The sequence below is a fragment of the Paenibacillus polygoni genome, from assembly GCF_030263935.1.
Classification (GTDB): Bacteria; Bacillota; Bacilli; order Paenibacillales; family Paenibacillaceae; genus Paenibacillus; species Paenibacillus polygoni.
The window spans coordinates 4299458-4326071 of record NZ_CP127162.1; the positions used below are offsets into that span (position 1 = coordinate 4299458).

Here is a 26614-nt window from a genome sequence, read left to right on the forward strand (position 1 = left end):
CTGCAAGTTAATAATCGATAGTTATTCCTGCATCTTTATAAGGAGCCAGTATGCTCTCATCCAGAGCACGATCACTGATTACCTTATGAACCTCCGGTAGCTGTGCAAATGTACGAAGAGCAAAATTCCCGAATTTATAATGATCAACAACAGCATAAACATGCTGTGCAGTTTGAATGAGTGCTCTTTTTAAAGGAACCAAATCACCGGTATAGATCGAAAAACCAAACTCTGGATGAAGAGCTGTAGTAGAAATGAATGCCTTATGAATATTTAGTTTCCTAATAAAATGCTCCGTATCTTCACTAACCAGCATATTCCTTACTCTTGATCCTCCCGGTACAACGAGGCGAATTTGGTCTTTCTTGGTGAGCTCTGCAATGATAAATAAATCGTTCGTAATCACGGTAAGGGGTTCATTAGGCAGCAGTCTAGCAATCTCCAGCGTTGTACTGCCGCCGTCTAGAGCGATAATATCTCCCGGTGTAATATAAGTGATTGCCCGCTCCGCAATCTCTATTTTCTCCGAGTTATGCTTCTCCAGCGCCCCTCTGCTGGTAAGAATACCATACTGATCCTTTTGAGCCAGCACTGCCCCGCCATGTACTCTCATCAGGAGTCCCATGGATTCCAGCTTATCCAGATCCTCACGAATCGTCTTTCCTGTTACATCGAGTTTTTCGCTCAGTTCACTGACTGTAACTTCTTTCTGTTCAAGCAGCGTTTCCATAATCTTTTCGTGCCGTTTCATTGAGTTCATACTATTTCAACTTCCTATCTGTATTTCTGTCTTCCGTTTATTTTAGCTCGGTCATTGCAACGCCGTCCATATCATCAAACGTCTGGTTCTCACCGGCCATCGCCCAGCAGAAAGTGTAGTTGCTTGTTCCTACCCCGCTATGAATAGACCAACTAGGTGAGATGATTGCCTGACCCTGCCGAACAACGAGATGTCTTGTTTCATCCGGCTCCCCCATCATGTGGAAAACAGCCCCTTGCTCTGGAAGATTAAAATACAAGTAAACTTCAGAGCGACGATTATGAGTATGAGCAGGCATGGTATTCCACATGTTTCCTGGAGCAAGTTCTGTAATCCCAAGTACTAACTGACAGCTTTTGATACCGCCTTCATGAATGTATTTGTAAATTGTTCTCTCATTGGAGGATTCAATGCTGCCAAGGTGACTTGGTGTGGCATCTTCTTGTGTAGCTTTTACCGTAGGATAAGCATGATGTGCTGGTGTAGATACAAAATAAAACTGCGGCGCTTCTTCCGCTCCGGCATGGAAAATCACTTCTTTTACACCTAAACCGATATATAAGCATTCTTTTGCTCCTACCTCGTATCTCACACCATCCGCTGACACGGTCCCATGTCCACCAATGTTAATTATTCCAACTTCACGGCGAGCAAGGAAGAAGTCCGTACCGATATCCTTCAGCGGAACCTCAAGTTTAATATCCTCGGATACAGGAACCGCAGAACCTACAATATAACGATCTACATGCGAGTACACGGTGACAAGTTCGTCCTTCGTAAACAAGTCTTCGATTAGGAATTCCTCACGTAAACGTTTTGTATCAAATTTCTTCACTTCATTGGGATGAGACGCATAACGGTTTTGCATTTTTCTTCAACCCTTTCCATAGTGAGTAATTTATTTAGGTTCATATAGGTTTATATTAGTTCATTTCGTTTCATTTGTGTACACCTTTTTTAAATAAAGATGAAATAATTGCTCAACTTTGAAAATGAAGACAAAAAAAAACGACTCCATGAGGAGTCGTTTTCTTCCATATTTTTAAATTTGAGGTTTTAGTAACTGCTGTTAGAACGTTCACCTTTTGCAATAGCTACGCCGCCGCTTGTCCCAATTCGGGAAGCTCCCGCTTCGATCATTACTAGTGCATCTTCCGCGCTCCGGACTCCTCCGGATGCCTTTACGCCAACATCAGGACCAACGGTCTTACGCATAAGAGCGATGTCTTCTTTCGTTGCTCCGCCTGTAGAGAACCCGGTTGATGTTTTAACAAAATCAGCTCCTGCCTGTACTGCAAGTTTGCACGCACGAACTTTCTCTTCCTCCGTTAACAGACAAGTTTCAATAATTACTTTGGTAAGAGCTTTTCCTTTAGCAGCATCAACGACAGCTTTGATATCTGCAGCAACATAGTCATCATTGCCGTCTTTCAGCGCGCTAATGTTAATTACCATATCTACTTCAGTCGCTCCGTTAGCAATCGCGTCCTTGGTTTCAAAGGCTTTTACCTCTGGCGTATTCGCTCCAAGAGGGAAACCAATTACCGTGCACACTTTTACCTGCGGTGTATCTTTAAGTACTTCATATACAGTGGATACAAATCCTGGATTCACACATACAGAAGCAAATCCATATGTTTTTGCCTCTTCTGCAAGTTTAATTATATCTTCACGGCGGGCATCAGCCTTAAGTAATGTATGGTCAATTAATGGTGCAATCGCGGTTTGTGTCATGATTGGAATCGTCCCTTCTTCTATCAATCCTAATTGTGTTAGTTAAAAAGTACATTTGTAATCATAACAAGACTATCTTCGTAAAGCAAAGGTCATATACCGAATTTACTACAGTTTGTGTAACCTGTCTCATTTCCATTCAGCAAGTAGCAGATTTTATTTTCGCGAGGCAAATAAAAAACACCTTGCCTGCTCCGTAAAGAGAAGACAAGGTGTTACGATTAATCGTGATCATTAATGAGCAACCGTGTTGTTCATCATGATCCAGATGGAACCTACAACAATGGTAAGTACCAACAAAAGTCCAAGAATCAAGGCCATGACATTCCATTTTGGTTTACCCGGTTCTCCTTCACGAACATGCATAAAGAAGAAGAGCTGAACAATAAACTGTAATATTGCCATAATCAAAATAATGATCATGTTTACTGTTTTATCGAACATATCATTCAAAACTACTACAAGCGGGATAATCGTGAGCACAATCGAGATCAGATATCCAATGAGGTAAGATTTGAACGACCCGTGGTTCTCATGAGAATCATGTGTATGGTTATGTTGCTCTGCCATCTTACATCACCCCCATCAAGTAGACGACGGTAAGCAAGAAGATCCATACCACGTCCAAAAAGTGCCAGAACAAGCTAAGTGCCATTACTTTACCGCGCGTTACAGATGTAATGCCACGTTTCTTAAGTTGAAGCAACAGCCCGATCATCCATACGAGACCGAATGTAACGTGAGCCCCGTGCGTTCCTACCAGGGTAAAGAATGCACCAGTGAAAGCACTTGTTGTAATCGTAGCACCTTCGTGTACCATTTCAACAAACTCGGTAATCTCAAGTCCTAAGAACGCAAGACCCAGTACCGCAGTTACGATAAGCCAAGATATCAAACCTTTCTTATCACCGCGGTTCATCGCTAATACTGCTAGACCACTTGTAAAACTACTTGTTAAAAGGATAAATGTTTCTGCAATAACACCTGGCATCTTAAACAGTTCAGCACCCGTAGGTCCGCCTGCTGTATTATCACGCAGTACGATAAATGTCGCGAAGAATACAGCAAACAGGATAAGGTCAGAAATCAAGAATAACCAGAAGCCGAGCATTTTCAGTTCTTGTGGATCATGATGTCCATGATCGTGATCATGTGCATTTGAATGTTGATTTGTTACTGTATGTGCCATTATACCGACCCCCTCAAGGCTGTTTCGGTACGATTTACTTCTTCAGCCGGAATGTAATAATCCGTATCGTACTGGAATGAGCGGGCAACGAGACATGCCGCTACACCGATGAGACCCGGAATGTACATCCAAGACCAGCCCCACACAAATCCGAAACCAGCAATAAAGAAGAATACTGCCATAACAATCGGAATTCCTGTGTTTTTAGGCATGTGAATTGGTTCATATGCTGGCGGTGTTTCAGCCTGTTGGTTCGCTCTACGCTGTTTGTCTTCCCAGAATTGGTCAACAGAGTCAACGGTAGGTACGATAGCAAAGTTATATTCAGGTACAGGAGACGGAATAGACCATTCCAGGGTACGTGCATCCCAAGGATCCGCTCCCACTTTATTTTCTTTATGTTTACGAATACCATCTGCAATTTGCAGAAGCTGGAACAAGAACCCTGCACCCATGAGGAATGCGCCGACGGAAGATACGAGGTTGAGCGGCATCCACCCAGTATCCCAACCATATGTACTCAGACGACGAGTCATACCCATCAGACCTAGCGCATATTGCGGCATAAATGTAAGGTAGAAACCAATGTTCCAAGTCCAGAATGCCCAGTGTCCCCAGCGATCCGGCAATGTAAAGCCGAACAGTTTAGGCCACCAGTAGTACATCCCTGCAAAGTAACCGAACACAACGCCACCGATCAGTACTTGGTGGAAGTGAGCGATCAGGAAGTAACTGTTGTGGAACTGGAAGTCTGCTGGCGCTACCGACAGCATTACCCCTGTCATCCCCCCGATAATAAAACATGGGAAGAAGGCAATCGTCCACATCATCGGAAGTGTAAAGCGAATCCGTCCGCGATACATCGTAAACAGCCAGTTAAAGACTTTAACCCCTGTAGGGATGGCTATAAGCATTGTAGTAATCGCGAAGAACGCATTAACATCCGCCCCCGAGCCCATGGTAAAGAAGTGATGGACCCAAGTGAAGAAGGACAAGACGCTGATAATCAGCATTGCAAATACCATGGATTTATATCCAAACAGTTTCTTTCTGGAGAACGTAGCAACGACTTCGGAGAAGATACCGAACGCCGGTAAGACTACGATATAAACCTCTGGGTGACCCCACATCCAGATCAAGTTGATATACATCATCGGGTTACCCCCGAGATCGAGTGTGAAGAAGTGAGTTCCTGCAAAACGGTCCATGAACAGAAGGAACAAGGTTACCGTCAAAATTGGAAAAGCAAACAAGATAATAATGTTTGTTGCAAAAACGGACCAAGTGAACATCGGCATTTTCATCCAAGTCATACCTGGTGCACGCATTTTGATAATAGTTACCAAGAAGTTAATCCCGGTTGCGAGGGAACCGATACCTGATATCTGGATACCCCATATATAGAAGTTCTGTCCTACCCCTGGACTAAACTGAAGTCCTGATAGAGGCGGATAACTCAGCCAACCTGCTGCTGGTGAACCCCCGATAACAAATGAAACGTTAAAGAGCATAGCTCCTAAGAAGAATAACCAAAAACTTAGTGCATTCAAATAAGGGAATGCAACGTCACGCGCTCCAATTTGCAGCGGTGTAACGATATTAAATAATCCGAACATAAATGGCATGGCCATAAACAGGATCATGATTGTACCGTGCGTTGTAAATACAGCGTTATAGTGATCCGCATGAAGGAATTCCATATTCGGCATGGCCAATTGGAATCTCATCATCAGGGCGTCAACCCCGCCGCGGAACATCATTAGGATCGCCGCCAAAATATACATGATACCGATTTTCTTATGGTCAACCGTAGTTAACCAGTTTTTCCAGAGCCATTTCCACTTTTTAAAATAGGTGAGCCCGACTATGATTGCAATCGATGCAAGACCAATCGAAACTTGTGCCCCTAGAATGAGGGGGTCACCCGTAACGAGAAATTCAGTAGTCAGGAACTCCCAAAACTCACTTAGCATGGATGAGGGCCTCCTTTCGAACTATTCATTTATTCTTTTGCAGCTTCTTCTGAAGCATTTTCATTCTTATCCACTACATATTTCGTAACGATATTCTGGAACATTTCATCTGGAACTGCAGAGAAATATTGTTCATCTTCGACACTTGGCAGTACAAGGTCTTCATAAGATTTTTCAGTAAGAGGCTCAGAATAGTCTTTTACTTCTTTCACCCAAGCTTCATACTCTTCATCCGAAACTGCATTCACATCAAATTTCATCTCTTGGAAATATTCTCCGGAGAAGTTAGCGCCTGAACCTTTATAAATACCAGGCTCATCTGCTTGTAGATGAAGTACCATCGCCATACCAGACATCGTATACATCTGTCCGCCAAGTTCAGGTATCCAGAATGAGTTCATCGGTGCATCTGATGTAAGTTCAAAGCGGATTGGTGTATCTTCCGGAATCGTAAGTGTATTCACACTTGCTATATTCTCTTCCGGATACATAAACAGCCATTTCCAGTCTAGGGAGACTGCCTGAATCGTAATAGGCTCTTTGTCCGATGCCAGTGGTTTTGAAGGCTCAGTGGCATAAGTGTATCGCACAGTAACCGCACCAAGAATGATAATGATAAGGATTGGAATCCCCCACCAGATCACTTCGGCAGTCGTATTGTGCGACCAGTTAGGTGTGTATTTTGATTTGTTGTCTGGTGTATCACGGTATTTCCATACGATGATACCTACGAGTATTAAGGTTGGTACAATAATGATCGCGCACAAAATGGTCGAAATAATGATTAAGTCCCTTTGTGCATCGCCGATCGGTCCTTTCGGATCGAGAACAACGTATCTTCCTCTTTCATCCGCAAACATAGCCCATACTATGACACCAATGGTGACAAGTGATAGGACTGCAGCGATAATGATTTTGGAAAGCGACCTAGGTTTTTTGTTCATCTTGATCCCCTCTCCTTACGCGCTATTACAAAACGATACTATAATATCTTCTACCTAAAGATATCAGATATTAACAGTCATATACGTCTTGTTAACAAATTTGTCGAAATTGATCATACCATTTGTGAATCTTTTCTCACAAATGATTTTCTCCCTTGATTTTCAAACACAAAAAACCTTAGCCATTGGACACGGTGGGTGCCAACTAACTAAGGTTTTTTACCTTTAGAATATGTTTTTGAATCAATTCTCCTCTTCTTCCCAGATGAACTCATTTTCTTTAATCAGTATCCCGTTCATTTCTTCTTATATTAAGAAGACCCATCGCTTTCCCGATGAAGTAAATATAGACGCTTCCTACTAAGAATCCAATGCCCACCATGATTCCTGTATTACTATTCGTCAGAGCATGAAGGTTAAACAAACAAATAACAACGCCCGTGATCAGAGCTACCCAAGCCATAACCGTCATCATAAAAACCATCTGAGTTAAACGTACTTCATTCTCCTTGTTGTCGCTCACACGTACCGGTTTATTCACAATCATTATTTTTCAACTCCTTCTAATATTTGTAAGTGCTTACTACATTTAATATATCACACTTCTGCTTATTTGTTCACTATTTGTTCAAATTTTAGTCAAACTTTGTTCATTATTTTTACACTTTAAGGTTTTTACCCTTAATTTTACAACTTTAATCATGACTTTTGTGGTTGACTTTACTTCGTTTAATGTGTTTTTAAGGTTTACATGTTATAAGACGACAGAAAAAAACCGCCGAAGAGAATGAATCTCCGGCGGTTCTATAACTTATAGGCTATGAATGACGACTCATTACACCGTAAATAAAGCGCAATGTTGTCCGATCCATAGTCTTATTTTACGATTGCAATTTCAATACGTCTTTCGTCTCCAGCCAATTATTACGAATTACATTCTGATACCAATAGAAGCTTTCTTTTGGAGTACGAACCAAAGAACGATAATCTACATGAACTAGACCAAATCTCATGCGGTAACCTTCTGCCCATTCGTAATTGTCCATCATAGACCAGGCCATATATCCTTTTAGATTAATACCGTCATTAATGGCACGGTGAACTTGAGCTATATGCTGTTGTAAGTACGAAATCCGGCGAAAATCTTTCACTTCACCATTCTCCAAACCATCATTAATGCATGCACCATTCTCGGTAATGTAGATATCGATATCGCCGTATTTTTGCAAATAATGCAGCGCCTCATATAAACCGCGTGACTCAACAGGCCAGCCTATATCTGTACGAACAAGCCCCATATCGAGCGTCTCCGACTGCAAGAGTCCACCACCTGGATTCGAACGCACCACACTCATTGTGTAATAATTGAGACCGATATGGTCAATTGGCTGGCAAATCGTCTCCATATCTCCTGGCTGAATTTCGGGTCTTGCGCCCGCGGCTTCAAAACAATCAAGCATAATCTGTGGATAGGTCCCTTTAAAAACAGGATCTAGGAACCAATCAGCAAACCAAGCAATATTTCGATCCGCTGCTGCCTGATCTGCCTCGGTTTTGCTATAAGGTTCTGACCACTCCATATTTGGTGCGATCCCAATCTTGCCGTCTACTCCGAGCTCACGGAATTTTTGTACGGACTTACCATGAGCAAGTAAAATCCCATGTCCTACATTTATTGAAACTTGTAAGTCTGTATTCCCAGGGGCATGAGCGCCAAGGAAGTTAGATAGAAAAGCAATGCACCATGGTTCATTAAATGTAAGCCAATATTTTATTTTTCCACCGAATTCACGGAACATGACTTCAGAATATTTTACAAAGGCATCTACTGTCCGTCTGTTCTCCCAACCTCCGATGTCTTGTAGAGCTTGCGGAAGATCCCAGTGATAGAGAGTACAGAAAGGTTCAATATCATTTTCAATCAATTTATCTACAAAGCGATGATAGAAATCGAGTCCTTTTTGATTAATTTCTCCGTCCCCGTCAGGGATAATACGAGGCCAAGCTACAGAGAACCGATACGTTTTAATACCAAGTTCCTTCATTAAAGCAATATCTTCTTCGTATCTGTGGTAGCTGTCACAAGCTACATCCCCGTTGTCGCCATTAAAAACTTTACCAGGCGTCTTTGCAAAGGTATCCCAGATAGAAATTCCTCTTCCATCCTCTTTCGTTGCTCCTTCGATCTGGTAAGAAGCGGTTGCTGTTCCCCACTTAAAATCACTTGGAAACTGAAAAATTGTCAATGTAATTCCCTCCATTTTTATGTCTCGACAACTATGTAGTATTAAGAAAATCCTAAAACGTTTTCGAAAAGCTTAACAAAAGAATTCGACACTGTTGTTCAATATCCTTTTTTTATACCAATTTTATTAAAAAAAAGGGGATCATTCGGGGATCCCCTTTCCTTTATCTATTCTATTGCACGTCTTTACCTGTCCACAATCTTACTCTTTCTTTAATCCACTCGGTATATTGTTGCTCCATTTCAACTGCGCCCGCTTTATCAAGTTCAGCTAGCATGTTGTCATAGACTTGATCAAATTTATCTGTGGAAGAAACAACGGCTTCTGGGATACGTTTTTGAACGATATCTTGCGTTTTTTGATAGATAACTTGATATTTACCGTCAGAAGGTACCGGCATATTGTAAGCCGCTCCCCACTCTTTTACTTCAAAATCCTCTTCCGTTGGGAACAGCTCTTTCCAAGTAGAAATACCGTATCCTTTTAAAGCTTCTTTCTCTGCTTCTGAATAGCCTGCTAAGATTTGTTCAGGGAAGTTCGTAGTATAGTAGTTGCCTGATGGGTCTTTTACACCATCTCCATAGTGTGGACCAAAGACAAAGTATAGCCCAATTCCGGTTTCTTTCGTAAAGCTTGCATTGTCATTATTCTTACGTTCCTGTACATCAGCAGGGATCACACGAACACCGTCTTCAATAACATATTGTTCTCCTTCAACCCCCCAGTTACGAAGTACCTGGCCTTCATCGGAAGCCATCCAGTCTAAGAATTTAATTGCACGAACTGGATCCTTACAATTTTCCGTAATCCCAATACCATAACCATCGGAACCAACGGGCTGGAAATCTGCACGTTTAAATTCGGAGGTAAGCGTTACTGGATAATGACCATAGGTCATTTCATCTTTACCTGCATTTTTTAGTGCTACTTCTGCATCATTGTAAGCCCACTCATGGTCAATAATACCAAGAACGCGACCACTTGCGATTTTTGCTTTATATTGATCTTCTTTTTGAATAAAGGTGTCTTTGTCGAGAAGACCTTCGTTATACATTTTGTTCAACCAGCGGAAATATTCTTTCTCTTCTGGACGTTTGTAATGAAGCACTGCTTCGTAAGTCTCTGGATTAATGTAGTATTCACCATCATCAGGTGCACCTGTAGCAGAAACAGCTGGGTTCGTAACGGTAATCATGCTTCTCCATCCATCGGCACTAAGAGTAAGTGGAATCGTTGGCTGTCCATCTTCTGTTGTTGGATGTGCTTTGTAGTATTCACGAAGTGCATTCTCGTAATCTTCTACTGTTTTGATCTCAGGGTAACCGAGTTCTTTCACCACACGGTGTTGCAGTTCAAAACCGCCTGTATTATCAAATGTCAACTGATCTACAGATCCATTCGTAGGCAGGGTATAGATGGCTTGATCCTCATTACTATATTTCAAACGATTCATTTCTTCGCCATACATTTTTTTAATATTAGGTGCATGCTCTTCAATTAGTTCTGTCAGGTCAATCATAGCCCCTGCATCGACTAGTTTAGATAAGTTTGCTTTAGGAAAGATCAGGTCGGGATAATCGCCGCTAGCAGCCATTAGTGCAATCTTATCATCCCCGCCGCCACTCGCAATATCATATTCTGCGTTAATTGTAACGCCTGTTGCTTCTGTAATCTTCTTACCTACCACATCTTGCATTTTATTCCAATGCGGACTTGTATCTGCTCCAAAAAAGCTGAACGTGATTGGCTCGGTTGAATTGGGATCTGAGGTACTAGATTCCTCTCCTTTTGTATTTCCACAAGCAGCAGTGAACAGCATAGTACTTGCAAGCAGCATCATCGCTATCGCTTTCGGCGCTTTATGTTTCATTTGGCATAATCCCCCTTATTTATAGGTAGCTTATATATGCATAACAGGTCACCCTGTATATACCATAGAAAGTACTCGTTTGGTGATAAATCTAACCCTTGAATGGCAATGACAACAGCATTTAAATTGCTTGATGTTCATAAGTGAACTTCTATTACGCTTTTACGGCACCAAGTGTCATGCCGCCAACAAAGTATTTTTGCAGGAACGGATATACAACCAGGATTGGCAGTGTAACAACAATCGTAATAGCCATCCGAATCGATTCAGGCGATACTTGTGCCATTTGTTGAGCCAAATCATTGGCATTCACATTCGATCCGCCTTGCTGTGTACTTTGCAGAACTTTCATCAGCTCATACTGCAGTGTTGTAAGTTCCGGTTTGGAACCGTTATAGAGATACGTATCAAACCAAGCATTCCACTGACCTACGGCGAGGAACAATGCAATGGTAGCAAGTACAGGCTTACATAATGGCAGGATGACTTTGTAATAAATAGTGAGGTCATTTGCACCATCAAGTTTCGCTGATTCTTGAAGAGCATATGGCAAACCGTCAATAAAGGACCGGATAACGAACACGTTAAACGCGCTGACCATCATCGGCAAGATATAGATCCAGAATGTACCAATTAGGTGCAAGTCTTTCATCAGAATGTATCCCGGAATCAAACCACCAGAGAAATACATCGTAAGTGCAAGGAATGTAGATACAAATTTCTTAATTTTGAAATCAGGGCGACTCAGAGTATAAGCAAGCATGGAGGAGCTGAGCAGACCCAAGAGTGTACCTATAATCGTTCTAGCAAATGAAATTTTGGCTCCTTGGATCAGTCCATCATATTGAAAAATTGTTTTGTAATTTTCGAGTGTGAACTCTCGAGGCCATAAGTAAATGCCCCCCCGAACCGTATCGGTTGAATCATTCAAGGAAATGGCTAGTACATTTAAAAAGGGATACAAAGTTACCGTCAGTATTATTCCCATCAGTATAAAATTCGCAATGTCGAATACCTTCTCCGATTTAGTCGCATTAAAAGCTTTAACACTCATGTTACTTCCTCCCCTCTACATGATGCTTTCTTTCGTAAATTTCTTGAAGAGACCGTTTGCAACGAACAACAGGATGACACTGACAACTGAGTTGAATATGCCGATGGCCGTACCATAGGAGTACCTGCCCATTTGTAAACCATAATTAAGCGCATAAAGATCAAGTACTTCGGAATAGTCGGTTACGAGACTGTTTCCTAAGAGGAATTGTTTCTCATATCCAATACTGATCAAGTGTCCGATGGACATAATGAACAATACGGAAATGGTTGATCGAATACCCGGCAGTGTGATGTGCCACATTTGTCTCCAGCGGCTTGCTCCATCCACCCTTGAAGCTTCGTATAATTCTTGAGAAATCCCCGTAATGGCAGCTAGATAAATAATTGCGTTCCAGCCCATTTCCTTCCACAGATCGGAAGCGGTTACAATATACCAGAACAAATTCCCTTGTGCCATGAACTGAATGGGCTCATTAATAATATGTAGTCCGATAAGGATATCGTTAATGATTCCGCCATCCGTCGAAAGCATTTTTGTGACAATCCCGGCAACAACGACCCAGGATACAAAGTGAGGCAAATAGGATACCGTTTGCACCGTTCTTTTGAAGATCGTACCGCGTAGTTCGTTCAATAAAATTGCAAAGAAGATAGGGGCCACAAATCCTACTAGAAGTCCCATCAAACTCATTGCTAGTGTATTTCTAAGTACGAGATAAAACCGCTCATCACTAAACAATTCAATGAAATGTTCGAATCCGACCCACTTTTGTTCCGTAAAGGTCTTGGCAGGTTTGTAATTTTGGAAGGCCATAGTCCAGCCCCAAAGAGGTAAGTAATTAAATATGAAGACCCAAATTACAAAAGGTAAGGACATAAGTAATAAAAACTTCTGATCTTTCACAGTTTTCCATAAACCATTCGGCCACTTTGGCTTAACTTGTTTCGCGGCGGAGGCCTCGGAATCCGTGGAAGCGGGCTTTGTTAGCGTTTCCATAAAATAACCCCTCCTCTGTTTGATAACCTAATCATACTCCAAGAGATTCTGGATCAATACCCAATGAATTTCAGAGAAAATCATATAAAAATTAGATATGTTTCTAATTTTTATTGTGCAGAATGTCTAAAAACTAAAAACGTTTTCGTAAAGGAGTATGAGACGACGCTCTACTTTTGTCGCTGTTTATGCTGATCTCGATAGGCAGAAGGAGAAATTCCCATATATTTTTTAAATTTTGTATGGAAGTAATCTACGTTAGCATAACCGATTTGGTCCGATACTTGATGGACTTTGAGCCCTTCTTCAAGAAGCGACTTTGCTTTCTCCATACGAACCTTATCTAAGAACACATTAAAGGACTCACCCGTATAATTTTTGAACAATTTCCCCAAATAGCTGCTATTATAATTAAAAACTTCAGCAAGAACCTCCAGCTTGAGGTGGTCTCCTGGATTTCTTTTTATAAAATCTATCATCTGTTTGATTACGGTATCTTTACTATTAACACCAAGCTTATGAATCAGTTCCGAGAATTGAAGTTCCAGTGTATCAAGAAGTGCAACGAATGTTGGCTGCTGATATAATGCCGATAACAAAGCCGTATGTTCCGTCGCAATGAGTTTCGTCTCAGAACTCACTAGAGAAAGCTTGTTTAAAGCTACCGCAGCAATTTTAGTTATTATGTTCTTAATCTCATGTTCCGTGTAGCCCTCTGTCAGCACCCACTGCTGGAATTGACCCAGTACACGTGATAATAAATCTTTACTCCGGATGTCTAAAGCATAGTAAAGTGTATCAGTGATTTTATTTTCGTCCAGTCCCTGTAATTCTACTTCTCCCTCTTCTATAGGCATACTTAGCCCGTAACCTTCTTTTCCCACCAAAACCGTTTGTTCGGCAAAAAAGAACCGCTCCTCTAGCAGGTGCACTGCTTCATCATATGATGTCTTTATTTCTTCTATATGTAATACACCCGTCCCGGCAGCTATAAATACAGGGCTTGAGAATCTTTTAAGAATCGTACTCGTTTCATTATAAAAATGCTGCCGTTCAGCACTCGTAAACAGAGGTGAATTAAGCAAACAACCAATGTATTTTCCCGCTGTAAAAACAATTCCACTCTTCGATGTAGCAAACAGATCGATCATTTCCTTCTTTATCTCTGCACTCATGTGAGTAGAAGACTCATTAAACACTTCAATAAGGACGACCTGATAGGAAGTCCAGTACAAATCGTATTTTTTCAGATCTTCCGCAGCCCACACCTGTCCACCGTGCAGTATAGACTCAATCACATGTTCACGATAAAAAAGATCTTTATTCGTATTGCGCTGATTTACACTTTGCTCTTTATCTAGACGTGCTTTAATTCGCTCCAGTTCTTCCAGCATTTCTTCTTCATCCACCGGTTTTAATAAGTATCCGCCTACACCAAAGCTGATCGCTTTCTTAGCATAGTCAAAGTCTGCATGTCCACTTAGAATAAGAAATTGCCCCTTTTTTCCTTCACTGCGGAGTTGTTCAATCACTTCAAGACCCGTAAGACCTGGCATCCGGATGTCTAGGATTGTAAGGTCTGGGTTCAATTGATGATGCTTTTCAATAGCTTCTCTTCCGTTAGAAGCAGTATCGATTACCGTATAGCCCTCTTCTTCCCAGTTAATAATCGTTTTGAGCCCTTCTCTGATCATAGGTTCATCATCAACTATTAATACGCTATACATTATTTGCTGCCTCCTTTAGGAATCGTAAAATGAACTGTTGTACCTTTACTAGACTCACTGGATATGATTAGACCATGCTTTTCTCCATAAGACAAGGTTAGACGCTGATGTACATTCCGCAGTCCAATTCTACTTTTCTCTTGTTCATCAGAGCCTGTTATCGACGCGACGACTTCCTTCAATCGTTCTGGGTGAATGCCCGCTCCATTATCTCGAACGGTAAAATGAATAAGGTCATTTTCTTCATATAAGGACACCTCTACTCTGACCCCATCTTCTTGATTCTCGAGACCGTGCACAATCGCATTCTCTACAAGCGGCTGAATAATAAGCGGAGGTATTTTCTCTTTCTCAATGCCTTCCTTTATAGTAAGTTCAAAATCAAGCCGATCTTCATAACGAAACTTTTGAATTTGCAAATAAGATCGAACCATTTCCATTTCTGCCTTAATGGTTGTTTTACCACTGCCAATCTCCAGGTTTTTACGGATGAGCTTCCCTAGCAAACGCACAATGTTGGCTATCTCTGCTTCTCCTTTAATATGCGCTTTCATTCGAATAGACTCTAGTGCATTAAATAAAAAATGGGGATTGATTTGGCTAGCCATCATTTTAAGCTTAATCTCTTTTTGTGCGATCGCAAGTCGGTTGTTCTGCTCACTTGTCTCTACGACTTGTTCCATAAGCCCATTAATACTGGATACCATATGATTAAATTGTCTTGATAATTGACCAATCTCATCATTACCATCGACTTGCGATACAACCTTTAAATCTCCTAGTGCTAATCGATTAAACTGCCTGCTGAGCCGAAGTAAACGATTGGTCGTAAGCAGTGATATAACGTATACGAGAGCCATCGCAAATAAAAGCACGAGAATAATAAACAACATCCCGATCTGACTGATATGCTTTGCATTGGATACGATGCTTTCCTTCGAAAAAATAGATACAATTTGAAACCCGTTCATACTCGAAGACGGGATCATTTCATCGACTATAATATTTGAAGGTTCATCATACACGTTTGCTTCAATGAGCCCTTTTCTTTGAGATCGAAGATCTACCCCCATATGAAGGGACTCAAAAGTAGACCCTACGAGCTTCGTATCTTTTGCAGCGACAATATACCCCTGACTGTCTACGATCATGGTATGAAAAGGTTCCTGGCTCAGCATATTATTGAGTACATCACGGTCAATGAGGACCATGAGCACGCCTCGTCTCTGATATTCAGGAAATTGAACACCTCGTACAAGACTCAGGGTATCTGCTGGATAGTCATCTGAATTCGGAATAAAGAACCAACCAATACTCGTCGATTTCATTGCTTTCTGAAACCAAAGAGCATTCTCTATCTGAGGATCAACGGGTATAAATTCATAATTATTAACCAAGGTTGGGTTAAAAGAGAAAAAGCGAATCCCATATAATTCTCTATATTGCTGTAAATAGTCGTTAAACAAGGTAAAGGAGCGATAGCTTCGTGTCAGCTCCAGCATACTTTCGAACTTTGTGTTCGCAATTTCTTTTATCTCGTTATTAAACAAAAGCAGATTAGAAATATCCATCGGTACTCGCAGCAGCGTCATGGTCTGATTTTTGATACGCTCTACATTGTTTTCTGCCTGCTGTATTGCCTGATCCATCGCCTGCTGTCTAAAATAGTAGGTGACCCCTACTCCAATGATCAGTACGGGAATCATGACAACAAGCACATAGCTGATAACAAGCTTATGTTTAAGCTTCATATCATTCGTACGCCGTACAATCTTTGACAGCAATTTACACACCCCGATCTATATAAGCGCTTACAAATCTTTACTACTTATTTTATCATAAATTGTCATAGCCAGATTGTAATTCTCGGCAAATAAATACAGTTTTCATTAGTTCTTACAGGACAAACTATAGAGTACTATATATGGATGAGTACAGAAATTCTCTGATTGTTAATTTACCGATGGAAAGGGGACAAGAAGTGGACATTTTTTCATCCATTATCATGGGAATTGTGGAAGGGCTGACTGAGTTTCTTCCTGTTTCCTCGACCGGTCATATGATTATCACCGCTCACTTGCTCGGACTCTCTACGGATCAGGAAAATGTCAAAACATTCGAAGTTGTTGTCCAGCTCGGAGCTGTACTTGCTGTCGTTGTTCTTTACTGGAGGACCTTTGTCGGTTTTTTCACCGTCAAACCTGGTGATCGTGTCATGCCTCGGCTGAACCTGCTTCACATCTTTCTAGCAATGCTGCCTGCTTCTATTACTGCAGTACTGTTTCGTGATGTAATAAAACAATATTTATTTGGTCCAACTACTGTGGTCTACAGCCTGATTGCCGGCGGACTGCTTATGATTGCTGCAGAGAAATGGCACATGAAACCGACAGCACAGACTGTAGATGATATCACTTACAAGCAAGCATTTATGATTGGACTGTTTCAAATTTTAGCGCTTTGGCCAGGCTTCTCTCGTTCCGGTTCTACGATTTCGGGCGGACTTCTTGCTAGAGTCAGTCATACAGCTGCGGCTGAATTCACTTTTCTTGTTTCCGTGCCGATTATGTTTGGGGCTACCGCTCTTGATCTATGGAAAAGTGCAGACATTTTGTCCGTAAAAGATATCCCTTATTTTGCAATCGGGCTTCTGACTTCTTTCTGTGTTGGTATGCTGGCGATTAAAACATTCCTTTCCCTTTTGAAAAAATGGAAACTTTCTACCTTTGCTTATTACCGGTTTGGCCTTGCCCTTGTTCTTCTATTTATCATCCTATAAAAATAGGAGCCTCTCCTTTAGCTGCTGAAATCAGCTCAAGGAAAAGCTCCTTTTTCATTTTTTATCCTCTTGTATTATTGTTTCGATTCCAAAGTTTCTAAGTACTCAGAGATTTGGGTGGGTGTTTTCGCCCATTTACTATGCAAATGTGCAATTTTTTCCCCGTCTTTAAACACAAGCAGGCTTGGAATACCGCGCACCTGATTTTGTTCTGCAATCGTCAGGAATTTCTCAGCATCCAGAGCAAAAAACTGCTTATCTTGATGTTTGTCTATAACGTCACCGATAAAGCGGTCTAGATTTTTACAGTCTGGGCACCAGTTCGTATCAAATTTAATGACCGTCAAACGGTCACCGTTAATTAACTCCTGATACTGTTCTTCACTTTGAATTCGTTCCATATCTTTTCCTCTTTTCTTTACCTATAAGTTTCTTATTATAAATGCTGTGTATACTGATTGGCTCTAGTCAATCTTCTAAGCTTATCTAGTTCTTTATCTGTTAGCGGCTCTGTCATTGCTGCTCCCATATTACTAAGCAATTGTTCCCTGGAACTAGCTCCAGGAATAACAGTCGCAACCGCAGGATGGGAGAGCGCATACCGAATTGCCAGCTGTGACATACTCCGTTCTTTCGTAACAAAAGCGGATAATCTCGCGCGAATCTCTTTAATTTGCTCGGGTGTATATTCTAAATACCCTTTTAAGGCTTTATCATCTCTGCCATCTGCCAGTGCACCGCCAGCCACCGGCCCTCTCGCTATGACACTTACCCCATGTTCATGAAGAGAAGGAAACACCTCTTCCTCTCCGCGGCGATCCAGCAAGCTATACTGATTCATTACACTTACGATCGAAGAATGCTGGGTGTATTCGCGAATCACATTCGGACGTATCGATGAAATTCCATAATAACGAATGAATCCAGCTTGCTTTAATTCCTCAAAGGCCTCAATTGTTTCTTCAATATGATCTTCTATCGTACCGCCGTGCAGTTGATAAAGATCAATGTAGTCAGTCTGAAGCCTGCGTAAACTATCTTTTACAGCTTCTTTAATGTGCTGTTTACTTGGGTCCCAGCGGAGTCCTTCTTGACCGGTCAGACGTCTGTTTCCTACTTTGGTAGCAATGATCACATCTTGTCTGCGTCCTTTAAGAGCCTTCCCCACCAGTTCTTCATTACGTCCATCATCATAAATATCAGCTGTATCCAGAAAATTAACACCCTGATCAATCGCTTCATGTATAAGCGGAATCGCTACCTTCTCATCTATCCCTAGTGACATGCATCCGAGTCCAATTTCGCTTACCATTAAATCAGATGAACCAAGCCTATTCTTCTTCACTCTGAGACCTCCCTTCAGGTTATAGGAATAAAGATAAGATGACAATATTAGTATTGTAGCATGAAGAATAAAGAACACAAAAATACGCAAAGGGTAGAAGGTAAACCTTCCTTTACCTGTACCCTATGCGCATGCATCATCTACTATTATTTTTAGTTATTATTTTTCAAATGCATCACTTACTTCTTTTACCATTTCAGATACCGAGGCAAGACCTCCCCCGGACAAGTACCAGTAGTTTGCATCTAGATAAATAATATGTCCTTCTTTATATGCTTTGGTATTCTTCACCAGGCTGTTTTCAACCAAACCTTTAGCAGAAGAAGTTTTATCATCCGTTGAAACAGCCGCACCGCGGTCGACTACAAACAAATAGTCTGGATCTTTCTCCACAATATATTCGAACGAGATACTTTGGCCGTGTGTTGAAACTTCAATCGCATTATCTACGGGAGTAAAGCCAAACACATCATGAATAATTCCAAATCGGGAACCTGCACCGTATGCGCTGATTTTCCCTTCATTAGCAAGGATGATTAGAGCATTTTTACCGCTTGCTGTTACTTTCTCATTAAGCACCTTAATTTCGTCTTCAATTTTCGCAATCTCTGTATTTATTTCATCTGTTTTGTTGAAAATCTGTCCCAGAATCTGCATGTTTTCTTTGTAAGAATCCATGTAGCGAGTTGTATCTACGCCAAGATGAATGGTTTTTCCAATTTTACTAAGCTCATCGTAAGAATCAGCTTGACGACCGGAGATAATGATCAGGTCAGGACTGATTTCTGCGATTTTTTCGAAATCTGGTTCTTTCAAGCTTCCTACGTTCTCATATTTGGAATCATTATATTTTTCTAGGTATGGAGGTATGTTCGCTTGTGGAACCCCTGTTACTTCAATTCCCAATTTATCAAGGGAATCCAGAATCCCCATATCGAATACGACTACTTTTTCAGGATTAGTCTCAAGTGTGGTTTCACCCAGTTTATGGGCAATCGTTACTTCCGATTGTTGTGCTTGTTCTGCTGTTCCATTACTGCCAGCCGCTGCGTTCGTCTCAGCGCCGCCTTCTGCTTCTTTGGAGTCAGTGCCGCAAGCTGCCAGTACTACCGTAAGCATCATAACCATAACCAGTGTGAAAATAGAAGATAACTTGAATTTTTTCATTAGAATCACCTCTTATATTATTGGGTTAATCATGAACTTAAAATCTTCTTTATACTCGAAAGGAATAAGAAACACTGCTTTACTTTCTAAGAACAAATTACCTTACCGGAAGTACACGCAAATTTTATTTCCATCAATGATCTGGACAGGTATATCCATCTCATAGATTTCTTTCAGCACCACAGGATCAATAATTTCATCCGTCGGTCCTTCTTTTACGATTTGGCCATCCTTTAATGCAACGATGTAATCAGAGTAACAGGATGCAAAATTGATATCATGAATAACAATGACAACCGTCTTACCCAGTTCATCTGCAAGCTTCCGCAGTACTTTCATGATCTGAACGGAATGTTTCATGTCCAGATTATTCAGCGGCTCATCCAGCAGAATATAATCTGTATTCTGAGCAATAACCATGGCGATAAAGGCTCTTTGGCACTGACCTCCACTCAGCTGATCCAAAAATTTGTGCTGCATATCTTGAAGTTCCATGTATTCGATGGCCTCATCAACATATGCCCAATCTTCTTTGGTTAGCTTGCCTTGAGAATAAGGAAACCGGCCGAAACTAACCAAATCACGTATGGTTAATCTTACATTTATGTGGTTGGATTGCTTGAGAATTGCTATTTTCTTTGCAAGATCTCCACTTTTTGAGTTGCTTACATCCATTCCATCAATGAAGATTTCACCGTGATCTTTGCTTATGAGCCTGCTTACCATAGACAACAAGGTACTCTTTCCCGCACCGTTCGGCCCGATAAAAGAAGTGATTTTCCCTTTTTTGATGTTGGTAGTTACATTCTCCACCACATACTTGTTACCGTATAGTTTGGATACCTCTTTCACATCTATCACGATTTATTCTCCTTAAGTAGCAGATAAATAAAGTAAACCCCGCCGATAAAATTAATGATGACACTCAGTGTAGTTGAAAAAGTAAAGATTCGCTCTACTATCATCTGACCGCCTACAAGCGCACTAATACTGATTAGCATCGCTGCTGGAATCATTACTTTATGCTGATAAGTCTTAAACATTTGATAAGTTACATTGACGACAAGCAGTCCTAGGAAAGTAATAGGTCCAACAAGTGCGGTAGAGATGGATACGAGGATCACGACAATGATCAGCATCCGGCGCACAACCAGATTATAAGGAACTCCAAGATTAACGGCATGTTCCCGTCCTAGCGACATCACATCCATATACTTACTGAATTTTGTGAAATAAACTCCAATGGCGGCAAAAGCAATAATTGATACAATGACGAGATCTGTATTCACGTTATTAAAGCTTGCGAACATGCGATCCTGCACAATTAAAAACTCATTCGGATCCATAATAACCTGCATAAAGGTCGACATACTCTGGAATAACGTTCCCATGACTAGACCGATGAGAAGTAAAAAGAATAAGTTTCTTCCTTCACGTTTGAACAGCAGTTTATACAAGACCCCAGCAAACATCACCATCAGTCCGACCGAAATAATAAAATTCATATTTTTGCTGAGGGTAGATACTTGTGCTGATCCGTACATAAAAATAATAAAGGTTTGGATAAGCATATAAAGTGAATCAAGCCCGAGCACACTTGGTGTCAAAATCCGGTTATTCGTAACGGTCTGAAATATCATGGATGAAAATGCAATGGCACTTCCTGTAATCACAATAGCGAGGATCTTCATTGCTCTTCTAGGAAGAACATAGCGCCAGCTGCTGCCTAGATCGACAAAGACAAAGATTCCTATAAGAGCAACAGCAAGAGCAGCGAGAAGTGTAATCTTAGTCTTGTTATTCATAGGCCTTTCTCCTCATCAGCAAGAAAATAAAGATGATACTGCCGAGCACGCCAACCGTTAAACCGATCGGTATCTCATATGGGTAGATAATGATCCGCCCCAGGATGTCGCAGATCAATACAAAAATGGCACCCACTAAAGCAGTGTGAGAGAGACTTTTCTTAAGGTTATCACCCATATACATACTCACGATGTTAGGAATGATCAGACCAAGAAAAGGGATCATACCTGCCGTCAAAATAACGACAGAGGTAACCATCGCAACGATGATAAGACCGATATTGACAATCCACTTATAGTTAAGTCCGAGATTGACAGCGAATTCCTCTCCCATACCGGCTACCGTGAACTTGTTCGCATAAAAGTAAGCGATAATGACAAGCGGTATACTGATATAGATGAGCTCATATTGGCCAGAGATGATCATGGAGAAATCTCCTTGCAGCCAAGAGGAAATATTTTGGATCAGATCGTGTTTGTACGCAAAAAAGGTAGTGATCGAACCCACAATATTACCAAACATGATGCCCACGAGCGGTATAAAAATCGTATCTCTGAATTTAACTCTCTCTAGAATCTTGGTAAATATAAATGTCCCTGCCAGTGCAAATGCAAAAGCAACCAGCATCTTCACAAACGGAGGAGCAGTAGCGAACAGCAACATAGACACCAAAATGCCCAGTTTAGCTGAATCTTCTGTTCCCGCTGTGGTTGGAGAGACAAATTTGTTTCGTGTAATCTGTTGCATAATCAGTCCGCATATACTCATGCTGGTCCCAGCAATGAGTAGACTTACAAGCCTTGGTAATCGGCTCTCCAGTAAAATCTGCTTCTGAATGTCATCTAAGTTCAGCAAATGCCAAGGCTGGATATCCTTTACTCCGATGAAAACGGAAAGAAGGGATAAGATGATAAGTAAAATAAATAAGTATCGCTTCTTCATAACCGTTCCTTCCTCTTCTCCGTTTATTCAGGAGGATAGGGATACTACTTACATCTGAAACAAACGGATGGATCATTATGTAGGAAACTCTGGTATTAATTGCCTTAGATAATGATATTCATTATCAATTGGACACAAGATTCATTGTATCATTCCATTCTTATCTGTCAATGCAATTACGCAAAAAAATTAAACGATAAAAAGCGGAGAAACTAGATTAGCTAGTTTCTCCGCTTTTTTAGTCAATCCTATTAGGAATAGACCATTTCTTCCTATCTTCTTTAGCCGATATCTTACTTGTTAATAGGCTGACCTGCGTATGCCTGCACATTCAGTGGAGCTGACAAATATTTAGGGGCTTTAGCTACAAATGCCTGGAAATGAGCACTTGCATTATGAGAAGCTACAGCATCCTGATCTTTCCACTCTTCGATCATTAGATAGGTATTCTCTTGCTCTGTATCTTTAAATAGTTTGTATGAAACATTACCTTCTTCAGCGCGTGAAGATGCTACCAACTCTTTTACTGCTTCAAGAAATTCAGACTCTACAGCAGGGTTCACTTTCATTTCTGCATGAATAATTATCATAGGTATTCTCCTCACTTCCACTGTGCAACACGGTCTATAGGCAGACGTGTTGTCTTACGTGCTTCTTTAGCTGCTTTACCGATGGAAATTAGCATCACAGGTACGTAAAGTTCTTTATCCATTCCAAATGCTTCTGCAATTCGGGATTTATCATAACCGCCGATTGGGTTAGTGTCATATCCATGAGCACGAGCAGAAAGCATAAGCTGCATGGAAACCAATCCGCAGTCGATTAAGATCATTTCGCGGAATGCACCTGCTGAAATACGACCAAACAGATCTGTGTAGTTCGCCATGATCTTTTCCTTCACATCTTGTGGCATAAATCCGCGTTCTACTGCACTGCTCATAATTTCGTCAGCATTGTCAAATGCATTCATGTCTCCAAATACAGCAATGACTGCAGAAGAAGTTTTCACTTGGTGCAAGTTTCCTGGAGCCAGTTCTTCAAGAGCTGCTTTCCCTTCTGGGCTGTCAATAACTAGGAATCTCCATGGTTGGAGGTTAACAGAAGATGGAGCAAGTGTTGCCTCCTCCAAAATTTCTGTCATTTCTTCACGGCTAATTTTAACCGCAGGGTCATACACGCGCACCGAACGGCGGGAAGAAATGACTTCTTTATAATCTTTGATTACTGAATTTACAGTCATGGTAATAGGCTCCTTTTATCTATATCATTTATTCGTCTTTCCGGGATCTTTCATTTGGTGGATCTGGTTATTTAGCTTCTGTAATGTTTCAAGAAACTGAATACGCTCTGCTTCTGTGAGATCGGTTTGCAGTTCCTCCATAAATCGTTCTTTCTCCGCTTTGAAAGCTTCTACTTTGTTTCTTCCTTCTTCCGTCAGCTGAACTAACGTAATCCGGTTATCGATCTCGCTTCTCGTGCGGAGTAATATTCCTTCCGCCTCCAGTTGCTGAACGTGACGTGTCACAGCCGCAGGATCAATGGATACTGCCTTCTGTAAATCGGATTGGCTGATTTCTCCGCCCGTCAGTTTACATAAGAGTTCAAGCCGATTAGGACTTACACCCGCACAGCGTTCAAACTGGGTAGCAATATGCTTATTAAGATGCATAAGCAAATATAATAGGTCTTCCGTACGACATGTAGAGATAATAAAGACCTCCTTCAAATCATTGACTCCTCAATGGTTGATGGGTCAATTATATCCCTTATTTTCTAAACAATCAAGTTTTTTTGCAAAAAAAACCGAAATATCTCTTAAAAAGAGACATTCCGGTCTTTTATTCATCTACTACTTCTTACGTAACTACTCACTCTTAATAATAAGGTGCCATCATAAGATACACAATTACCCCTGTAAAGCTTACATAAAGCCAAATCGGCATCGTCCATCGCGCAATCTTCCGGTGTTTTTCTACCTGCATTGTCCAGCCCCACACGAGTGAGAAAAGAGCAAGCGGCACAATGACAGCAGCTAAAAAGCTATGAGTAATCAAGATGGTGAAGTACACAGGACGAATAAATCCTTCTCCTCCAAACTTAGATGTCTCCGGCGAAATGTAATGGAAGGTAAGATAGGTTACTAGAAATAACAATGTAGAAACAAATGCTGCAATTACAAATCGTTTATGAATCTTAACATTTTTCTTTAGAATAGCAATAAGTGCTGCTAGCAAAAAAATAAATGTAAAACTGTTGAGTACTGCGTTGATCCGCGGGAGTATTGTATAATCGAAATGCACTTCACCGTTATAACCTACTGGCGCAAAAAAGAGCAGCAATATAATAACATTGGCAATCAATGAAAAGCTAATAATAATCCCCGCAAAATTCTTCTTCGTCGTCGGGACGTAGTCACTTTCTTTTACTATACCTTTGCTCATAACGAACGTTATCCTCCTCTATAGGTAAATCCTTACTTCAATTATAAACTTCATAATAGTTGATTGTTAAGTGACAACACTCTGAACTTTATCCAGGATACTTTGATGGGGTTCCTATGCCTACTTAAAACTCCTGCTTTTTCTTAACCGAAAGGTTGTTGATAAGGACTGAATAACGATTCCCCTTCCCATTTGTTATAAAAAAATGTACAATAAAAAAGAGAAACGTAAAACATATCACAATTATATATATTGTTCACAGGAGGAGTCTGGCACACAAGGCCCCCTTCTGTCTATATTCAGGCGTATTTATGGGGATCTTGCGTAAATAGGCTTTTTTTGTGTGTAATCATAAAAAAACTCTCACTGGCGAACAATATAAACCTACTTCGAAAGGGGAACAACAGATGGATTTTATTTTTATTTTACACCTCGTGCTCATTCTTATTTTCACCAAAATTGCAGGTCACCTCTCGGTAAGATTAGGCCAACCTTCCGTCCTTGGTGAGTTAATTGCAGGGGTTATTCTCGGACCGGCGATCCTTGGCTGGGTTCAACAAACGTCGTTCATCCACGAATTCTCAGAAATCGGTGTACTTGTTCTTATGTTTATAGCTGGTCTCGAAACGGATTTGGATCAGCTTCGTAAGAACTGGAAGGCTGCTTTAGCTGTTGCCGTAGGCGGGGTTATCTTGCCTTTCTTCGGGGGATATGGAGCTGCACTGAGCTTTGGTATGGAGAATCATCATGCCCTATTCTTCGGTCTTCTATTCTGTGCTACTTCCGTAAGTATCTCTGTGCAAACGCTAAAAGAAATGGACCAGCTAAGTTCGCAGGAGGGTACTACGATTCTTGGGGCCGCTGTTGTTGATGATATTCTCGTTGTCGTCTTGCTGGCAGTCATGATGAGTGTTCTCGGAACAAGTGGAGAGAGCGTAAGTATTGGTAGTCTTATTGGAAAGAAAATTCTTTTCTTCGCTGTCATCATTGCCGCTTCCATCTGGGTCGTCCCCCTAATGATGAAATGGTTCGCCAAACTGAAAGTAACAGAAACTGTGATTTCTGGCGGAGTTATTATTGCACTCGCCTTTTCCTATTTTGCTGAATGGATGGGTATAGCAGGTATTATTGGTGCATTTGCCGCAGGTATTGCGATTTCGCAGACTGAATTTAAGCATACGGTTGAAAGTAAGCTTGAACCGATCGCGTACAGTTTGTTTGTTCCTGTATTCTTTGTAAGTATCGGACTAAATGTCGACTTTGAAGGAGTCGGTTCACAGATCGGATTCATTATCGTAATTAGTATTGTTGCTATTTTGACGAAACTGCTAGGCGGAGCTTTAGGTGCGCGTCTGACTGGTTTCAAAGGACGTTCTTCTTTTTCCATCGGTGCTGGTATGATTTCTCGCGGTGAAGTAGCTCTGATCATTGCAGGTACAGGTCTTGCAGCAGGTCTGCTTGATCCTGAATATTACACTTCACTCATCATTATGGTCATTGTCACTACCCTAGTAACACCGCCGCTTCTTAAAATCATGTTCTCTACTAAAAAGGAAGTTAAGTTAGAGAACAACCGTTAAATAAATATAAATAAACAGGCTTATACATCACAGTAAATAGGGATGTATAAGCCTGTTT

At 41.0% G+C, this 26614-nt stretch carries 26 protein-coding genes; 2 read left to right on the forward strand and 24 right to left on the reverse strand.

From position 1 onward, the window contains the following. Positions 1–7: 7 nt before the first annotated feature. From QPK24_RS20615 to QPK24_RS20680, 14 genes are all read right to left on the reverse strand, one after another. Positions 8–760, reverse strand: a complete 753-nt coding sequence (locus QPK24_RS20615) for a DeoR/GlpR family DNA-binding transcription regulator (RefSeq protein ID WP_285744332.1) — start codon at positions 758–760, stop codon at positions 8–10. 37 nt (positions 761–797) lie between these two features. Continuing rightward, a complete protein-coding gene (kduI, locus tag QPK24_RS20620) occupies positions 798–1628 on the reverse strand; it encodes a 5-dehydro-4-deoxy-D-glucuronate isomerase (RefSeq protein ID WP_285744334.1) in 831 nt (276 codons plus the stop codon). 188 nt (positions 1629–1816) lie between these two features. Beyond that, positions 1817–2494: a deoxyribose-phosphate aldolase gene (deoC, locus tag QPK24_RS20625; protein WP_285744336.1), complete on the reverse strand. Its 678-nt coding sequence runs from the start codon at positions 2492–2494 to the stop codon at positions 1817–1819. A gap of 234 nt (positions 2495–2728) precedes the next feature. Next, positions 2729–3064: a cytochrome o ubiquinol oxidase subunit IV gene (gene cyoD / locus QPK24_RS20630; protein WP_285744338.1), complete on the reverse strand. Its 336-nt coding sequence runs from the start codon at positions 3062–3064 to the stop codon at positions 2729–2731. Position 3065: 1 nt separating this feature from the next. Next, entirely contained in the window at positions 3066–3683 is a 618-nt protein-coding gene (cyoC, locus tag QPK24_RS20635) for a cytochrome o ubiquinol oxidase subunit III (protein ID WP_285744340.1), read from the reverse strand. Next, on the reverse strand, positions 3683–5656 hold the full coding sequence (locus tag QPK24_RS20640) for a cbb3-type cytochrome c oxidase subunit I (RefSeq protein WP_285744342.1): 1974 nt from the start codon (positions 5654–5656) through the stop codon (positions 3683–3685). Before QPK24_RS20640 ends, cyoC begins: the two co-directional genes overlap by 1 nt. A 29-nt stretch (positions 5657–5685) precedes the next feature. Further along, positions 5686–6600: a cytochrome aa3 quinol oxidase subunit II gene (gene qoxA / locus QPK24_RS20645; protein ID WP_285744344.1), complete on the reverse strand. Its 915-nt coding sequence runs from the start codon at positions 6598–6600 to the stop codon at positions 5686–5688. A gap of 280 nt (positions 6601–6880) precedes the next feature. Further along, positions 6881–7147, reverse strand: coding sequence for a hypothetical protein (locus QPK24_RS20650; RefSeq protein ID WP_236570611.1), 267 nt, complete (start codon positions 7145–7147; stop codon positions 6881–6883). Positions 7148–7481: 334 nt separating this feature from the next. Then, on the reverse strand, positions 7482–8846 hold the full coding sequence (locus QPK24_RS20655) for a GH1 family beta-glucosidase (protein ID WP_285744347.1): 1365 nt from the start codon (positions 8844–8846) through the stop codon (positions 7482–7484). 172 nt (positions 8847–9018) lie between these two features. Continuing rightward, positions 9019–10716, reverse strand: coding sequence for an ABC transporter substrate-binding protein (locus QPK24_RS20660; RefSeq protein WP_285744349.1), 1698 nt, complete (start codon positions 10714–10716; stop codon positions 9019–9021). A 154-nt stretch (positions 10717–10870) separates the two neighbouring features. Further along, complete coding sequence (locus tag QPK24_RS20665) at positions 10871–11770, reverse strand: carbohydrate ABC transporter permease (RefSeq protein ID WP_285744351.1); 900 nt, start codon at positions 11768–11770, stop codon at positions 10871–10873. 15 nt (positions 11771–11785) lie between these two features. After that, positions 11786–12769, reverse strand: coding sequence for an ABC transporter permease (locus QPK24_RS20670; protein ID WP_285744353.1), 984 nt, complete (start codon positions 12767–12769; stop codon positions 11786–11788). 170 nt (positions 12770–12939) lie between these two features. Next, positions 12940–14496 carry a response regulator transcription factor gene (locus QPK24_RS20675; protein ID WP_285744355.1) on the reverse strand — a complete coding sequence of 519 codons (1557 nt, stop codon included), beginning with the start codon at positions 14494–14496 and terminating at the stop codon, positions 12940–12942. Next, complete coding sequence (locus tag QPK24_RS20680; protein ID WP_407082933.1) at positions 14496–16289, reverse strand: sensor histidine kinase; 1794 nt, start codon at positions 16287–16289, stop codon at positions 14496–14498. The genes QPK24_RS20675 and QPK24_RS20680 overlap by 1 nt, the downstream gene beginning before the upstream one ends. Positions 16290–16459: 170 nt before the next feature. Between QPK24_RS20680 and bacA the strand changes: the two genes are divergently transcribed. After that, complete coding sequence (gene bacA, locus QPK24_RS20685) at positions 16460–17275, forward strand: undecaprenyl-diphosphate phosphatase (RefSeq protein WP_285749473.1); 816 nt, start codon at positions 16460–16462, stop codon at positions 17273–17275. A 74-nt stretch (positions 17276–17349) separates the two neighbouring features. On the opposite strand, the gene QPK24_RS20690 is transcribed toward bacA, so the two are convergent. From QPK24_RS20690 to QPK24_RS20735, 10 genes are all read right to left on the reverse strand, one after another. Next, positions 17350–17676 carry a thioredoxin family protein gene (locus tag QPK24_RS20690; RefSeq protein WP_160035719.1) on the reverse strand — a complete coding sequence of 109 codons (327 nt, stop codon included), beginning with the start codon at positions 17674–17676 and terminating at the stop codon, positions 17350–17352. Positions 17677–17711: 35 nt separating this feature from the next. Further along, on the reverse strand, positions 17712–18620 hold the full coding sequence (locus QPK24_RS20695) for an aldo/keto reductase (protein WP_285744358.1): 909 nt from the start codon (positions 18618–18620) through the stop codon (positions 17712–17714). Between the two features lie 159 nt (positions 18621–18779). Beyond that, a complete protein-coding gene (locus tag QPK24_RS20700) occupies positions 18780–19787 on the reverse strand; it encodes a siderophore ABC transporter substrate-binding protein (RefSeq protein ID WP_285744360.1) in 1008 nt (335 codons plus the stop codon). Between the two features lie 102 nt (positions 19788–19889). Beyond that, the gene (locus QPK24_RS20705; protein ID WP_285744362.1) at positions 19890–20648 is read right to left on the reverse strand and encodes an iron ABC transporter ATP-binding protein; all 759 of its coding nucleotides are present in this window, start codon (positions 20646–20648) and stop codon (positions 19890–19892) included. Further along, positions 20645–21592, reverse strand: a complete 948-nt coding sequence (locus tag QPK24_RS20710) for an iron chelate uptake ABC transporter family permease subunit (protein WP_160035711.1) — start codon at positions 21590–21592, stop codon at positions 20645–20647. The genes QPK24_RS20705 and QPK24_RS20710 overlap by 4 nt, the downstream gene beginning before the upstream one ends. Next, positions 21585–22535 (reverse strand): ABC transporter permease, encoded by a 951-nt coding sequence (locus tag QPK24_RS20715; RefSeq protein ID WP_160035709.1) that lies wholly within the window; start codon positions 22533–22535, stop codon positions 21585–21587. Before QPK24_RS20715 ends, QPK24_RS20710 begins: the two co-directional genes overlap by 8 nt. Before the next feature lie 293 nt (positions 22536–22828). Beyond that, entirely contained in the window at positions 22829–23125 is a 297-nt protein-coding gene (locus QPK24_RS20720; RefSeq protein WP_285744365.1) for a putative quinol monooxygenase, read from the reverse strand. Between the two features lie 11 nt (positions 23126–23136). After that, entirely contained in the window at positions 23137–23775 is a 639-nt protein-coding gene (locus QPK24_RS20725; RefSeq protein WP_285744367.1) for a nitroreductase family protein, read from the reverse strand. Positions 23776–23799: 24 nt separating this feature from the next. Continuing rightward, positions 23800–24261: a MarR family winged helix-turn-helix transcriptional regulator gene (locus tag QPK24_RS20730; RefSeq protein WP_285744369.1), complete on the reverse strand. Its 462-nt coding sequence runs from the start codon at positions 24259–24261 to the stop codon at positions 23800–23802. Between the two features lie 148 nt (positions 24262–24409). Next, positions 24410–24976, reverse strand: coding sequence for a DUF420 domain-containing protein (locus tag QPK24_RS20735; RefSeq protein WP_285744371.1), 567 nt, complete (start codon positions 24974–24976; stop codon positions 24410–24412). Positions 24977–25383: 407 nt separating this feature from the next. On the opposite strand from QPK24_RS20735, the gene QPK24_RS20740 reads away from it, so the two are divergent. Beyond that, entirely contained in the window at positions 25384–26556 is a 1173-nt protein-coding gene (locus QPK24_RS20740; protein WP_285744373.1) for a cation:proton antiporter, read from the forward strand. Positions 26557–26614 lie beyond the last annotated feature (58 nt).

Excerpts from the sequence above, each read along its gene's own strand:
- QPK24_RS20615 (WP_285744332.1), bottom strand. The coding sequence starts at position 760 with ATGAACTCAATGAAACGGCACGAAAAGATTATGGAAACGCTGCTTGAA.
- kduI (WP_285744334.1), bottom strand. The coding sequence starts at position 1,628 with ATGCAAAACCGTTATGCGTCTCATCCCAATGAAGTGAAGAAATTTGAT.
- deoC (WP_285744336.1), bottom strand. The coding sequence starts at position 2,494 with ATGACACAAACCGCGATTGCACCATTAATTGACCATACATTACTTAAG.
- cyoD (WP_285744338.1), bottom strand. The coding sequence starts at position 3,064 with ATGGCAGAGCAACATAACCATACACATGATTCTCATGAGAACCACGGG.
- cyoC (WP_285744340.1), bottom strand. The coding sequence starts at position 3,683 with ATGGCACATACAGTAACAAATCAACATTCAAATGCACATGATCACGAT.
- QPK24_RS20640 (WP_285744342.1), bottom strand. The coding sequence starts at position 5,656 with ATGCTAAGTGAGTTTTGGGAGTTCCTGACTACTGAATTTCTCGTTACG.
- qoxA (WP_285744344.1), bottom strand. The coding sequence starts at position 6,600 with ATGAACAAAAAACCTAGGTCGCTTTCCAAAATCATTATCGCTGCAGTC.
- QPK24_RS20650 (WP_236570611.1), bottom strand. The coding sequence starts at position 7,147 with ATGATTGTGAATAAACCGGTACGTGTGAGCGACAACAAGGAGAATGAA.
- QPK24_RS20660 (WP_285744349.1), bottom strand. The coding sequence starts at position 10,716 with ATGAAACATAAAGCGCCGAAAGCGATAGCGATGATGCTGCTTGCAAGT.
- QPK24_RS20665 (WP_285744351.1), bottom strand. The coding sequence starts at position 11,770 with ATGAGTGTTAAAGCTTTTAATGCGACTAAATCGGAGAAGGTATTCGAC.
- QPK24_RS20670 (WP_285744353.1), bottom strand. The coding sequence starts at position 12,769 with ATGGAAACGCTAACAAAGCCCGCTTCCACGGATTCCGAGGCCTCCGCC.
- QPK24_RS20675 (WP_285744355.1), bottom strand. The coding sequence starts at position 14,496 with ATGTATAGCGTATTAATAGTTGATGATGAACCTATGATCAGAGAAGGG.
- bacA (WP_285749473.1), top strand. The coding sequence starts at position 16,460 with ATGGAAAGGGGACAAGAAGTGGACATTTTTTCATCCATTATCATGGGA.
- QPK24_RS20690 (WP_160035719.1), bottom strand. The coding sequence starts at position 17,676 with ATGGAACGAATTCAAAGTGAAGAACAGTATCAGGAGTTAATTAACGGT.
- QPK24_RS20700 (WP_285744360.1), bottom strand. The coding sequence starts at position 19,787 with ATGAAAAAATTCAAGTTATCTTCTATTTTCACACTGGTTATGGTTATG.
- QPK24_RS20710 (WP_160035711.1), bottom strand. The coding sequence starts at position 21,592 with ATGAATAACAAGACTAAGATTACACTTCTCGCTGCTCTTGCTGTTGCT.
- QPK24_RS20715 (WP_160035709.1), bottom strand. The coding sequence starts at position 22,535 with ATGAAGAAGCGATACTTATTTATTTTACTTATCATCTTATCCCTTCTT.
- QPK24_RS20720 (WP_285744365.1), bottom strand. The coding sequence starts at position 23,125 with ATGATAATTATTCATGCAGAAATGAAAGTGAACCCTGCTGTAGAGTCT.
- QPK24_RS20725 (WP_285744367.1), bottom strand. The coding sequence starts at position 23,775 with ATGACTGTAAATTCAGTAATCAAAGATTATAAAGAAGTCATTTCTTCC.
- QPK24_RS20735 (WP_285744371.1), bottom strand. The coding sequence starts at position 24,976 with ATGAGCAAAGGTATAGTAAAAGAAAGTGACTACGTCCCGACGACGAAG.
- QPK24_RS20740 (WP_285744373.1), top strand. The coding sequence starts at position 25,384 with ATGGATTTTATTTTTATTTTACACCTCGTGCTCATTCTTATTTTCACC.